The following is a 13,653-nucleotide window of genomic DNA, read 5'->3' as shown; positions in this document are numbered from 1 at the left end:
CGGTTATAAAACTCCTCAAACAATAGAAGATCTGGCTATAAAAGTAGCTTAGATTTAACTTTTTTGTGTCCAAAATATTGACTCAAATCCAGGAAAATCTCCATTAAGTAAAATTAATAATATAGAAAATATTTCTTTAGAAAATGCAACTTTTTGTTATCCAAATTCGAATGTTAAGGTTTTAGATAATGTGTCTTTAAACATAAATAAAGGTGATAATATTTCAATTGTTGGATATAATGGATCTGGGAAAACTACGTTAGCATATTGCATATTAGGATTATTTGATTTGGAAAAAGGTAATTTGAAAGTCAACAATAAACTTGCTCATACCATTGATATGAATTCATTTCTTAACAAAACATCGGCAATTTTCCAAGATTTTATGAGATATAAATATAGTATTAGGGAAAATGTGGGGTTTGGTGATTTATCAAAATTACATAATGATGACGAACTCTATGCAATTTTAAAAAAAGTTGAATTAGATGATAAAGTCAAAAGTTATAGTAATGGGTTAGATACGTATTTAACAAAAGAGCTTCTTAATGGTACTGAACTATCAGGAGGGGAGTGGCAAAGGATAGCACTTGCTAGGTCTTTTATAAAAGTAGCAGATTTAATAATATTAGACGAGCCTACGGCAGCGTTGGATCCGATTAGTGAATTGAAAGTGTTTGACACATTCTATAAGCTATCAGAGGGAAAAACAACCGTAACTATATCTCATAGAATAGGAACAACTAAACGTTCTGACCTTATTATAGTAATGGAAAAAGGACGAATTGTTGAACAAGGTACTTTTGAAGAATTAATAAAGAAACAAGGCATGTTTTATAAAATGTACGAATCACAATCCGTCTGGTATAAAGACGATTTGTGTTAAAAAACACATTGGTGGTGTCATATGATTAAGAATATAGTTCTAGATGTAGAAAATTTATCAAAAACTTATACAGGTGACGGATTTGAAGTTAAGGCATTAGATAATGTATCTTTTCAATTGCATAAAGGTGAAATTATAGCCATAATGGGGACAAGTGGTTCAGGAAAAAGTACACTTCTAAATATTTTAGGAGCACTTGATAAACCAAATTTAGGCTCCATCAGGTTAAATGGACAATATGTTAAAGATATATTTACAGAACCGTTTGCATCAATATATAGACAAGAAAATATCGGTTTTATTTTCCAATCATTTAATTTGTTGAAGGATTTATCGGTAGAGGAGAATATTTCCCTACCTTTAATTTTACAAAAAAGAGATAAGAAAGAAATAGAAAGCAAAGTAAATCGTATAATAGAGTTACTAGGTTTAACAAAATGGAAAAATCATAGACCAGTCCAACTTTCTGGTGGACAACAACAAAGAGTTGCAATTGGTAGAGCAATCATTACATCTCCACCAATCATATTAGCTGATGAACCAACAGGAAACTTAGATTTTAATACCTCTTCTGAGATTTTACATATTTTGGTTGAAATGAAGAAAGAGTTTAATCAAAGTATATTAATTGTGACACATGATGCTAATGTAGCAACATATGCCGATCGAGTTTTATTTTTCCATGATGGAAAGATTGTTGATGAATATGAATGTGAGCAGTTTGGAAGTTTAGATGCTATATTGACAAAATTTAAAAGAGTAACGGAGAGAAGAGAAATATGAAATCGATACAGGGATTGTCTTTTCGACTCTTTCGGGCAAATAAATTTATAATATTTTCCTCTATTCTTAGTATAATTATAGCTGTAACGTTGGTTTTAACATTAGTTTTATTCTTGTTTAGTGCGAAAGATAAACTTACAGCTGAAGTAAAGAACATGTATGGAGACATGGATCTCTTAGTTGGATATAACTTGGAGCAAAATAAGAGCCTTTCTAACGATTTCATCAAAAAGGTTCAAAAAACAGAAGGGGTTAAGCAAGTTTCAAAAGTATCGATAACACATTTACATGTTAATAATATGAATGCTGAAGTTTATACAGTCGGTGTAGAAAATGATAAATTAACACAAAGCCGTTACCACTTTTCAACTTTTTTAAATAAAGACTCTGTTGTTATCAATAAAGGTCTTGCAGACATGTTAAATGTTAAATGTGGAGATACAATAACAATTGAAAATCAATCATTTAACTTAGTAGAAATAATTGATGATTTACCATCTATAGGAATCGTGCCAGATATGGTTTTACTACATAATAAGGTAGTAAAGAATTATATTAAGACTAAATCAAATTTAGATTCAGAAGCAACTTATATGTTAATTCAAGCAAAAGATGATGCAAATGTATTTAATGTAGCAAATCAAATCAAATCTCATGATAACGACTTACGTATTGATATTATAGAAGAAGATGCGGATATCAAAGGTAACTTACAGTCATTTAGCGTATTAGTTATCATTTTATCTATATTGGTATTAGGTATTACTTCACTATTAATTATTTCAAACTTTGAATTGCTCTTTTACAAACTGAAAAATCAGTTTGCCATTATGAGGTCTTTAGGTGCGACAACAGAGCAAATGAGTAAAATTATTTTAATCCAAAGCAGTATTATTAATTTTACAGGGGTTCTCCTAGGATTCGCTATAACTTTCATTAGTAGAGATTTGACGTATAGTTGGATGGAGAAATGGATTGGTATTTCAGCTACTTTAGATACGTTCAACTTTAAAATAGCTACTGTAGCTAGCTTGTGCTGTTTAGGGGTTATTCAAATTTTTTTACTCTTCCCAGCTTATAGGAGTTCTAAGATACTTCCTATTAAAATCATGGAAGAAAATGAGAAGCTAGATTTTAGTTATTCAAAAACAAGACGTATTGTGAGTAAAATTATTTTAGGCATTTCTTTGTTTTTAGTTTTGGCTAGTCAATTTATAACTACTGATGGGGAATATAGTGCAATTCTTTTATTAATAGCGTCTATACTCATGCTATTAGGTGGATTTTTACTCTTCCCAATTTATTTGACAAAGTTTTTAAATTACCTATTGAAAAATGGATATAAAGTATTTGGTCAAGAATTTTATATAGCTATTAAGAATCTGATTCCACAAGTCAAAAAAAACACGGCGGTTATTTTAACTATTAGTTCATTGATGATAGTTGCTGTCTTCGGCTCATCCTTAGTAAAGACAATCCAAATGAATCAAGCGAATCAAATTAAAAAAGATTTTCCGACACCAATTATTGTTAATAGTCGTCTTGGTGGTGATACCCAATTAAATTCCGAAGAGTTAAGTAGAACGGTAAAAAAGCTATCAACTGTTCAAAACGTTAGCTATATTAGCAATTTGGGATTAGTAGAATTGAAAAAAGATAATAATTTTGTAGATTATCAATATGCCATAGTAGACTTAAAAGAGATGCAGAAGCAAAAACTGATACCTAATTTAATAGATAATAATGATTTGAATAACATTGTTGTGTCAAAAGACTTTGCGAATAAAAATCATTTGAAAATAGGAGACACAATGGAATTAGGATTGTTCTCTAATGAAGTGCAAAAGGTGCAATTGCAAGGAACTTATAAAATTGGTGCAATATCTGATAAATTACTTTTAGACGCTGACATGTATATGGACGGGAGTAACCATGCGTTTAATAGTGAAGATATTAATTTCTATCAACTATTTATCGGTTCTAATGATGTAAATCAAACATTAAAGCAGTTAGAAGGACTTAAGCGACAATACCCTGAAATTAAAATTAGTAGCTATGAAGAGTCTATCAAAAAAGCGGATGAAATGTTTTATCAGCGCTGGATAATTTTTATGGTTATAGTCAGTACTTTAGTGATTACTACAATAATAGGGGTATTTAATTCTTTAGCCAATAATATTTATTCTAAGCGAAAAGAGTTTGCTATTCTAAGAACGATGGGTATACAGCCAGCTGGAATTCGAAAGATTATCTTAACACAGATAATGATGTATCTAACTATAGGTCTATCGATAGGAGCTGTGGTTGGAATATTATTAATGTTGATATTATTCATGGTAGATCCTGTAGGTTTCTTTATTGATTACAAAGTAATTTTAATTATTAATTTAGTAATGTTGACCTTAGGGATAGTTGTATTTACATGTTTAGGTAATAAGATAGGAACACAAAATACGTCAATGGAATTAACACGTGACAATAAATGAGATTCGTGTAACCGATTGAAATAATTAAATGCTTTTGACTAAATAAAGTTGAATATTGTTACCTCATGTATAAAAATCTTGCGTTTACAACGCAGGATTTTTTTTATTTATGGACTTTAGTCAGTTGAGCCTGAAGGAGGCGAAACATAAAACCCCCGCTATGCGAGAGGGTAATAAAATGTTATACAAAAAAACTCATTTTCGGTTTTATAATAGAGATTGTTCAAGTCTCTAAAATAAGAAGGGAAAGTGAGTATTTTTGGCTAATAAAGCGAATAGTTTGGCACACAAAAAAATGGATGTGTAAGTACCATATTCTCTTCACACCAAAGTATAGACGAAAAATCATTTGCAATCAATATAGAAAGGGTGTTGGAGAAATTTTAAGAACACTATGTAAATATAAAGGGGGAGAAATAATAGAAGGTCATTTGATGACAGATCCTGTGCATATGTTGGTAAGTATTCCGCCCAAGCCATTTGTTTCAAGTTTTATGGGATATTTAAAAGAAAAGAGTGCACTTATGGTGTTTGATAAACATGCAAATTTAAAATATAAATTTGGAAATAGATATTTTGGGACAGAAGGGTACTATGTGAGTGCAGTGAGATTGAATGAAGCAACAATAAAAAATATATTCAAGAACAAGAAAAACATGATATAGCATTAGGTAAATTAAGTGTAAAAGAATATAGAACCCCTTTTGAAGGGGGGGTAAGCTTTAAAAAAGAGGAGGAATGACCCATAACAAAATAAAATGTCATTCTACTTAAGGGGATAATAATATAATGCCGATTATTTATCAAGAAATTAAAGAGGAATCACCGAGTCATAAAGTGGCGATGCAATGTTTTAATTAGAATCAAAAACATGAGTTTAGTACAGTGCTAAACCCATGTTCTAGAGGTTATTTATTTTTTATTACACTGCCGCACCATGGTCTTAGTATGCAGGTGTATCACTGCAGTTTTCGTCACCCAATGTCGCCACCACCATCTACATCAGAGCTTTGAGGTGCTGGAGCATCTTCATTATTTTAACGCTCCTTTTTTAAATGATTGTTGTATAGATAGCATATTTTCATCTCAGTTCTCGTGATAGAATTATGAAAGGTATTAGGAAGGAAGAGAGAGAAGGATAGTAAAAAGTCCTGCAAATACAGGACTATATTATTCTTCATCGTTATTTTGTTTTTCTAATTCAACTAGTTTTTGAATTAAAATATGCTGCGGCATATGCATAAGTTGTTCAAGTGGAACACCTAACGCTTTTGATAGACGAATTGCAGTATCTGGAGAAATTTGTAATGGTCTCATAGAAGTACCTCCTTTTTCGTATAGTATAGCATAGATTGGGGGAGTAAAGATGACTCTTATATTTGCACATCGCGGTGCAGCGGGTACGTACCCAGAGAACACAATGATTTCATTTGAAGCTGCTGAATCTTTTGGGGCAAATGGGGTTGAATTAGACGTTCAACTCACGAAAGATGGAAAAGTTGTTGTTATTCATGATGAAACAGTTAATCGGACAACGAATGGAAAAGGAGCAGTAAGAAATTACTTGTATGAAGATTTAAGAAAGTTAAATGCAAGTTATAAATTTAATGAAAAAGTAGGCTTTTGTCATATCCCCTTATTAGAGGAAGTGTTGGATTGGTTAAAATCCAATTCATTGCTCCTGAATATTGAACTTAAAAATAACAAAGTTCCTTATAGAGGATTGGAAGAAGAAGTCATTACACTTGTGAGAAAGTATAGTTTGGAGGAACGGGTTATTTTGTCATCATTTAATCATTACAGCATGAAACATTGTCATATGATGGCACCAGATATTCAAACGGCGATTTTATATCGAGAAGGATTACATAGTCCTTGGGCATATGCGCAAAAGATGGGAGCAACTGCAATTCATCCAAATTATCGCTATCTTCAAGATGCAATTGCGGAATTAACAATGGAGAGTGGAGTAGAGGTTCGTCCGTATACAATTAATGATGAGACAGTGATTCGTAAATATTTTGACATGAATATTTCGGCGATTATTACAGATTATCCGGAAACAGCTAGAGCACTGTTGCAAGATAAAAAATGAGACCTTTCGTGAGAAGGGTCTTAATTTTTATCTTATTATTCTATTCATATCTTAATGGAAGGTTTTGTGAAAATTCGACTCATGGGGAGGGTTTCCTTATCTTCTGAAGCGAGGCTGTACTTTGTTTCGTTTTCGATCACGGTGCAAAATAAAACCACCAAAAAGATAAAAACCGACAGCGAAACAACATGTGCCAATTAGAAATTGTAGCCATAATACAGGGAAGGGAGAAAGTAGAATGCCGAATACAGTATCTCTCATTAATTTAATCCCTAACATGGCTAATGAAATCGGAATAAGTGCTAGGAGAAGGGCAAAGTAACGTTGCATAGAAAATCTCCTTTTCAGATAATTTTGTATATACTAAATGATGAAATATACAATGGGTGTTTGTCAAGAGAAAGAAGAGCGAGTAAGATAAAGGTGTGAAAAAGCTTGCAGAGGTACTTCGAAAGGAAGTGTAATGTATGAAACAAAAAGTTCTCATTATCGGAGCAGGTGAAGGTGGAAGTACAATATTAAGTTTGTTGAGACGTTCAAATATATTTGAAATGATTGGGGTTATTGATATAAATCCAAATGCGAAGGGATTGCAACTTGCAAAAGAGCAATCAATTCCAACTGGAGATCATATAGAGTCTTTTTTAAAAAAACATGTGGACGTCATTTTTGATATGACGGGGGATGAGCATCTACATAAAGTTCTTTTAGAAAAAAAGCATGAACATACATTACTAATACCGGGAAATATTGCTAAGATCGTTACGAAACTCGCTCATGAGAAAGAAGATTTAATTGAAAAATTAAAAGCTCAAACGCAGCAGAAAGATTTGATTTTAAATTCTACACATGATGGTATGATCGTTGTTAATAAAGAAGGGATTATAAAATTATTTAATAAAAGTGCAGCGCGAATGACAGGTTATACAACAAGTGAAGCTACTGGAAAATATATTTTAGAAGTAATTCCAACAAGTAAATTACTTCGAATTTTACGGACAAAGCAAATCGAAGTAAATCAGGAACTTACATTGGATAACGGAAAAAAGATTATTACGACGCGCATTCCGATTTTGAAAGAGGATGGAGAAGTTCAAGGAGCATTTGCCGTTTTTAAAGATATTACTGAAGTTGTAAACTTGGCCGAGGAAGTTACGGATTTAAAAGAAATACAAACATTACTAGAAGCAATTATTTATTCATCTGAAGAAGCAATTTCTGTTGTAGATGAGAAAGGGAGAGGGATTGTTATAAATCCTGCCTATACAAAATTAACAGGTCTGTCAGAAGAAGATATAATTGGAAAACCTGCAACGACTGACATTGTAGAGGGAGAGAGTATGCATATGAAGGTACTTCGTACGCGTAGGGCTGTGCGGGGAATTCATATGAAAATTGGACAAAAAAAGCGAGATGTAATTGTAAATGTTGCCCCGGTTATTGTTGATGGAATATTAAAAGGTAGTGTAGGGGTGATTCGTGACGTCTCAGAAATACAAAAATTAACAAATGATTTACATCGAGCGAGACAAATTATTCGAACACTCGAAGCAAAATATTCTTTTGATGATATTGTTGGAGTTTCGGATGAAATAATGGCGGCGATAGAGCAAGCGAAACTTGGGGCGAATACGCCAGCGACAGTATTGCTTCGAGGAGAATCAGGAACAGGGAAAGAATTATTTGCGCATGCGATTCATAATGGTAGTAATCGAAAATACAATAAATTTGTTCGTGTAAACTGCGCTGCAATTTCAGACAATCTGTTAGAAAGCGAATTGTTTGGCTATGAAGAAGGGGCGTTTTCTGGTGCAAAAAGGGGTGGGAAACGAGGACTCTTTGAAGAAGCGAACAATGGAAGTATATTTTTAGATGAGATTGGAGAATTATCTGCTAGTACACAAGCGAAATTACTTCGAGTGCTACAAGAAAAAGAAATTGTAAAAGTTGGAGGAACAAAGGCGATTCCAATTAATGTAAGAGTGATTGCTGCAACTCATGTAAATTTAGAAAAAGCGATTTTAGAAGGAGAATTTCGAGAAGATTTATATTATCGTTTAAATAAAATTCCAATTCAAATTCCGTCTCTTCGCCAACGGAAAGAGGATATTCCTTTTATCGCAGAAAGATTAATTCAAAAGATTAATCAAGATTATGGGCGTAATGTAGAGGGAGTAACAAAAGCAGCAATTGAGTATTTACAATCATATGATTGGCCTGGAAATGTGCGGGAGCTGGAAAATATTTTGGGACGAGCGATTATTTTTATGAGTTACAATGAAGTTTATATTGATGTACATCATTTACCTTCTTTGCATAAAGATGAACAAGTTGAATTAAAGGCGAATCGTTTATTACCAGAATTAGAAGAAAAGTCTCTTGAACATTTAGTTACAGAGTTTGAGGGGAATATTATCCGGGAATATTTAGATAAATTTAATGGCAATAAGACAAAAACGGCAAAAGCTTTAGGTATTTCAGTACGAAACTTGTATTATAAGTTAGAAAAATACGAGTCTGCAAAAAATAGCATGCAATAAATTGCGCACTATGCAATTTATTGCATGGTGTATAAAAAACGACAAATTAGGACAGAATATTCTGTTATTTTTTAGATTGTTGATTCTACTATGTTTTGTATGCGTTTTCATTATTGGTAAGACCACTTTAGAAAGTTGGCATGGTATTTGCTTTATACATAGATGAGGGACGACGGAAAGGGTTGATTACAAAATATGAAGTTAAAACACTTAATTGATCGAGTAGCAGAACAGCCAAAGAAAACAGTGGCTGTAGCAGTAGCGGAAGATCATGAAGTAATTGAAGCAGTAGCAAAAGCAATTCAATTACAGTTAGCTCAATTTCGTCTATATGGAAATCAAGAAAAGATTATGAGTATGCTACAAGAGTATCGTTTACAATCATCTGAAGACATTGCGGTGATTGCAACACTTTCTAGTGCTGAAGCTGCAGAACTGTCTGTTAAAGCTGTAAGAAATGGTGAAGCAGATGTACTTATGAAAGGAAACATTCCTACAGCAAATATATTGAAGGCAGTACTCAATAAAGAGTGGGGGCTTCGAAAAGGCGGCGTTCTTTCACATGTTGCAGTTTTTGAGGTTCCGAATTATGATCGCTTTATTTTTGTTACGGATGCAGCGATGAATATTGCACCTGATGTAACACAAAAAGCAGCTATTATACAAAATACGGTGGAAGTTGCCCGGGCAATAGGGAATGATTTGCCGAAAGTAGCTCCAATTGCAGCTGTGGAAGTGATTAATCCAGCAATGCAAGCGACAATTGATGCAGCGATGTTAACGCAAATGAATCGCCGTGGACAAATTAAAGATTGTATTGTGGATGGACCGCTCGCTTTAGATAATGCGGTATCTCAAATTGTAGCAGAACATAAAGGTATAGCAAGTGATGTAGCAGGTAAGGCAGATATTTTACTCGTCCCAACAATTGAAGCTGGAAATGTGCTATATAAATCACTCGTTTATTTTGCAAAGGCAAATGTAGGAGCAATGATTGCGGGCGCAAAAGCACCGATTATATTAACATCGCGTGCTGATTCAGCAGAAACAAAAGTATATTCGTTAGCTTTGGCAATTGCCACTGCTTCTAAATAAACCAATAAGGGGAAAACAATTAGGGGGAAATGACAATGGCATTAGAAATATTCGAATACTTAGAAAAATACGATTATGAGCAAGTAGTATTTTGTCAAGATAAAGAATCTGGATTAAAAGCAATTATTGCAATTCATGATACAACACTTGGACCAGCTCTTGGTGGAACAAGAATGTGGACATATGATTCTGAAGAAGCGGCGATTGAAGATGCACTGCGTCTTGCAAAAGGGATGACATATAAAAATGCAGCAGCTGGTTTAAATCTTGGTGGTGCAAAAACAGTTATTATCGGCGACCCAAGAAAAGATAAAAGCGAAGCGATGTTCCGAGCGCTTGGACGTTACATTCAAGGGTTAAACGGACGCTACATTACAGCAGAAGATGTTGGTACAACAGTAGATGATATGGATATTATCCATGAAGAAACAGATTTTGTAACAGGTATTTCACCTTCATTCGGTTCTTCTGGAAATCCATCACCGGTAACTGCATATGGGGTATACCGTGGTATGAAGGCAGCTGCGAAAGAAGCTTTTGGAACAGATAGCTTAGAAGGTAAAGTGATTGCTGTTCAAGGTGTTGGAAATGTGGCGTATCACCTTTGCAAACATTTACATGCTGAATCAGCACAATTAATTGTTACAGATATTAATAAAGAAGCGGTACAACGCGCAGTAGAAGAATTTGGAGCAACAGCAGTAGAACCAAACGAAATTTATGGTGTTGAATGTGATATTTATGCACCATGTGCGCTAGGTGCAACAATTAATGATGAAACAATCCCACAATTTAAAGCAAAGGTAATCGCAGGTTCTGCAAATAACCAATTAAAAGAAGACCGTCATGGTGATATCATTCATGAAATGGGAATTGTATACGCACCAGATTATGTTATTAATGCAGGCGGCGTAATTAACGTAGCTGATGAATTATATGGATACAATAGAGAACGTGCATTAAAACGTGTAGAGTCTATTTATGACACAATCGAAAAAGTGATTGAAATTTCAAAGCGTGATTCTGTTCCAACTTACGTGGCAGCAGATCGTCTAGCTGAAGAGCGTATTGCAAGCTTAAAAAATACTCGTAGCACATATTTACGCAACGGTCACGATATTATTAGCCGTCGCTAATCTTTCATATACAACTTCTACAAAAGCTGTGGTTACCTCTCATGAGGTTTCCACTGTCTTTTGAATTTATAGGTGGGGGTAGCAACATTGTCGGTAAATCGAATCCTTGTTATTAATCCTGGTAGTACATCTACAAAAATAGGTGTTTTTGATAATGAGAGACCTGTTTTAGAAGAAACGATTCGCCATGATACAGGAGAAATTAAGAAATATAAGCGAATTATTGATCAATATGAATTTCGAAAAGAAACAATTCTAGAAATTCTTCATTCTCATGGCATCAATATTTCGAAATTAAGCGCTGTTTGCGGTCGTGGAGGATTGCTTCGTCCTATTGAAGGTGGTACATATACAGTGAACGAAGCAATGTTAGAAGATTTAAAAAATGGATATAGCGGGCATCATGCTTCTAATCTTGGTGGGATTTTAGCCTATGAAATTGCTTCAGGATTAAATATTCCTGCATTCATTGTTGACCCAGTTGTCGTAGATGAAATGGAGCCAATCGCTCGGATTAGTGGAATTGCTGGTATGGAACGAAAAAGTATTTTTCATGCATTAAATCAAAAAGCAGTAGCACGTAAAGTTGCAGCAGAAATTGGGCATAAATATGAAGATTTAAATTTGATTATTGCACATATGGGTGGCGGAATTACAGTTGGTGCTCATAAAAATGGCAAAGTCATTGATGTAAATAATGGTCTAAATGGAGAAGGGCCATTTAGTCCAGAGCGTGCTGGGACAGTGCCTGTAGGTCAATTGATAGAAATGTGTTTTTCTGGAAATTATTACCGTGACGAAATGATGAAAAAGATTGTTGGACAAGGCGGCTTAGTAAGTCTTATTGGTACAAATGATGCGATTAAAGTAGAAAATATGGTTGAAAAAGGTGATCCTGAAGCAACTCTTATTTACAAAGCAATGGCTTATCAAGTTGCGAAAGAAATTGGAGGAGCAAGCGCAGTTCTTCATGGGAAAATCGATGCGATTGTATTAACTGGTGGACTTGCGTATAGCAAAATTCTAATAAATGAAATAAAAGAACGAGTGAATTGGATTGCAGATGTCATTGTGCATCCTGGAGAAGATGAGTTACAAGCATTAGCGGAAGGAGCCCTTCGTGTATTACGGGAAGAAGAAGCTCCAAAAGAGTATGTTGTACGAGAAAAAGAAACGGTAGCTAGGGGTTGAGAGAATGGCAAAAGAATATGATTTAGTCATCGTTGGCGGCGGAACAGGTGGATATGTTGCTGCTATTCGTGCATCGCAGTTAGGACTAAAAACAGCTCTTGTTGAAAAGGATAATCTTGGTGGCACGTGCTTGCATAAAGGGTGTATTCCAAGCAAAGCTTTACTCCGTAGTGCGGAAGTATATGCAACCGCTAAAAAGGGAGAAGAGTTTGGTGTTGTGACAAGTAATGTAGAGTTAAATTTTGCGAAAGTACAAGAGCGTAAGGGAAAAATTGTAGCGCAACTTCATAAAGGGGTTCAGCACTTAATGAAGCAAGGGAAAATTGATGTATTTGAAGGGATTGGTCGTATACTAGGTCCATCAATTTTCTCACCGATGCCAGGAACAATTTCAGTTGAATTTACAAATGGTGAAGAGAATGAAATGTTAATTCCGAAAAATGTAATTATTGCAACTGGTTCCCGTCCAAACTCGTTACCTGGATTAGAATTAGACGGAGAATACGTTATGTCCTCGGATCACGCCTTGAAAATGGAAACTCTTCCTAAGTCTATTATTATTGTTGGCGGTGGCGTAATTGGAATCGAATGGGCATCTATGCTTGCTGATTTTGGCGTAGAAGTGACGATATTAGAATATGCAAAACATGTTCTTCCACTTGAGGATCAAGATGTGTCAAAAGAAATGCAACGTCTCTTAAAGAAAAAAGGAATTAAGGTGGTGACGGGTGCAAAAGTATTACCAGAAACATTAGGAAAAGATAATGGAGTAACTATACAGGCAGAACATAATGGTGAAAAGAAAGAATTTCAAGCAGAAAAAATGCTTGTATCTGTGGGAAGACAAGCCAATACACAAAATATCGGATTGGAAAATACAGATATCGTTGTGGAAAAAGGATACATTCAAACAAATGAATTTTATCAAACGAAAGAATCTCACATTTATGCAATTGGTGATGTAATCGGAGGATTACAACTTGCACATGTGGCTTCACATGAAGGGATCGTTGCCGTAGAGCATATTGCTGGAAAAGATGTTATGCCAATTGATTACTCTATGGTATCAAAATGTGTTTATAGCAATCCGGAAGTTGCATCTGTTGGTTTAACAGAACAAGAGGCAAAAGAAAAAGGCTATAAGCTAAAGGTAGGTAAGTTCTCATTCCGTGCAATCGGAAAGGCACTTGTATATGGAGAGTCAGATGGGTTTGTGAAACTTGTGGTTGATGAAGAAACCAATGATATTCTTGGTGTCCATATGATTGGTCCACATGTAACAGATATGATTTCTGAAGCTGGCCTTGCAAGAGTGTTGGATGCAACACCTTGGGAAGTGGCACATACAATTCATCCGCATCCATCATTATCAGAAGCGATTGGTGAAGCAGCACTAGCTGTAGATGGAAAAGCGTTACACGCATAAAAATGTGGATTTAGG

General features: G+C 34.5%; 11 protein-coding genes and 1 pseudogene. 10 read left to right on the top strand and 2 right to left on the bottom strand.

Annotated elements, in window-relative coordinates; translation table 11 throughout:
• The first annotated feature begins 190 nt into the window (after positions 1-190).
• From MR056_RS01815 to tnpA, 4 genes and pseudogenes are all read left to right on the top strand, one after another.
• Positions 191-886, top strand: coding sequence for an ATP-binding cassette domain-containing protein (locus MR056_RS01815; protein ID WP_242136512.1), 696 nt, complete (start codon positions 191-193; stop codon positions 884-886).
• Positions 887-907: 21 nt separating this feature from the next.
• Positions 908-1,669 (top strand): ABC transporter ATP-binding protein, encoded by a 762-nt coding sequence (locus tag MR056_RS01810; protein ID WP_087099101.1) that lies wholly within the window; start codon positions 908-910, stop codon positions 1,667-1,669.
• Positions 1,666-4,155: an ABC transporter permease gene (locus MR056_RS01805; RefSeq protein ID WP_087099099.1), complete on the top strand. Its 2,490-nt coding sequence runs from the start codon at positions 1,666-1,668 to the stop codon at positions 4,153-4,155. The genes MR056_RS01810 and MR056_RS01805 overlap by 4 nt, the downstream gene beginning before the upstream one ends.
• Before the next feature lie 259 nt (positions 4,156-4,414).
• Positions 4,415-4,897 (top strand): annotated as a pseudogene (tnpA, locus tag MR056_RS01800) (IS200/IS605 family transposase).
• Positions 4,898-5,325: 428 nt separating this feature from the next.
• Here the strand turns inward: tnpA and MR056_RS01795 are convergent.
• Positions 5,326-5,472 (bottom strand): YycC family protein, encoded by a 147-nt coding sequence (locus tag MR056_RS01795; RefSeq protein WP_012095324.1) that lies wholly within the window; start codon positions 5,470-5,472, stop codon positions 5,326-5,328.
• Between the two features lie 49 nt (positions 5,473-5,521).
• Between MR056_RS01795 and MR056_RS01790 the strand changes: the two genes are divergently transcribed.
• Complete coding sequence (locus MR056_RS01790) at positions 5,522-6,250, top strand: glycerophosphodiester phosphodiesterase (RefSeq protein WP_012095323.1); 729 nt, start codon at positions 5,522-5,524, stop codon at positions 6,248-6,250.
• A gap of 96 nt (positions 6,251-6,346) precedes the next feature.
• On the opposite strand, the gene MR056_RS01785 is transcribed toward MR056_RS01790, so the two are convergent.
• Complete coding sequence (locus MR056_RS01785; RefSeq protein WP_012095322.1) at positions 6,347-6,580, bottom strand: DUF2627 domain-containing protein; 234 nt, start codon at positions 6,578-6,580, stop codon at positions 6,347-6,349.
• A gap of 137 nt (positions 6,581-6,717) precedes the next feature.
• Here MR056_RS01785 and MR056_RS01780 point away from each other — a divergent pair, with 137 nt between their 5' ends.
• The 5 genes from MR056_RS01780 to lpdA all read left to right on the top strand — a co-directional run bounded on the left by MR056_RS01780 (position 6,718) and on the right by lpdA (position 13,638).
• Complete coding sequence (locus tag MR056_RS01780; RefSeq protein WP_012095321.1) at positions 6,718-8,790, top strand: sigma-54 interaction domain-containing protein; 2,073 nt, start codon at positions 6,718-6,720, stop codon at positions 8,788-8,790.
• Positions 8,791-8,985: 195 nt separating this feature from the next.
• On the top strand, positions 8,986-9,885 hold the full coding sequence (yqiS, locus tag MR056_RS01775) for a phosphate butyryltransferase (protein ID WP_242136511.1): 900 nt from the start codon (positions 8,986-8,988) through the stop codon (positions 9,883-9,885).
• Positions 9,886-9,920: 35 nt separating this feature from the next.
• Positions 9,921-11,021, top strand: a complete 1,101-nt coding sequence (locus MR056_RS01770) for a leucine dehydrogenase (protein ID WP_012095319.1) — start codon at positions 9,921-9,923, stop codon at positions 11,019-11,021.
• A gap of 87 nt (positions 11,022-11,108) precedes the next feature.
• Complete coding sequence (gene buk, locus MR056_RS01765) at positions 11,109-12,212, top strand: butyrate kinase (protein WP_012095318.1); 1,104 nt, start codon at positions 11,109-11,111, stop codon at positions 12,210-12,212.
• Between the two features lie 4 nt (positions 12,213-12,216).
• Positions 12,217-13,638: a dihydrolipoyl dehydrogenase gene (gene lpdA, locus MR056_RS01760; RefSeq protein ID WP_012095317.1), complete on the top strand. Its 1,422-nt coding sequence runs from the start codon at positions 12,217-12,219 to the stop codon at positions 13,636-13,638.
• The last annotated feature ends 15 nt before the right edge of the window (positions 13,639-13,653 follow it).

Origin of the sequence: Bacillus cereus group sp. BfR-BA-01360 (assembly GCF_022663595.1) — a bacterium.
Lineage (GTDB): Bacteria > Bacillota > Bacilli > Bacillales > Bacillaceae_G > Bacillus_A > Bacillus_A cytotoxicus.
Note: the sequence above shows the minus strand (reverse complement) of the source record. Positions and strands in the feature narration are given on the sequence as shown.

Coding starts and splice junctions, on each gene's coding strand:
- MR056_RS01805 (WP_087099099.1), top strand. CDS start 1,666: ATGAAATCGATACAGGGATTGTCTTTTCGACTCTTTCGGGCAAATAAA.
- MR056_RS01780 (WP_012095321.1), top strand. CDS start 6,718: ATGAAACAAAAAGTTCTCATTATCGGAGCAGGTGAAGGTGGAAGTACA.
- MR056_RS01790 (WP_012095323.1), top strand. CDS start 5,522: ATGACTCTTATATTTGCACATCGCGGTGCAGCGGGTACGTACCCAGAG.
- MR056_RS01810 (WP_087099101.1), top strand. CDS start 908: ATGATTAAGAATATAGTTCTAGATGTAGAAAATTTATCAAAAACTTAT.
- MR056_RS01770 (WP_012095319.1), top strand. CDS start 9,921: ATGGCATTAGAAATATTCGAATACTTAGAAAAATACGATTATGAGCAA.
- MR056_RS01795 (WP_012095324.1), bottom strand. CDS start 5,472: ATGAGACCATTACAAATTTCTCCAGATACTGCAATTCGTCTATCAAAA.
- lpdA (WP_012095317.1), top strand. CDS start 12,217: ATGGCAAAAGAATATGATTTAGTCATCGTTGGCGGCGGAACAGGTGGA.
- yqiS (WP_242136511.1), top strand. CDS start 8,986: ATGAAGTTAAAACACTTAATTGATCGAGTAGCAGAACAGCCAAAGAAA.
- MR056_RS01785 (WP_012095322.1), bottom strand. CDS start 6,580: ATGCAACGTTACTTTGCCCTTCTCCTAGCACTTATTCCGATTTCATTA.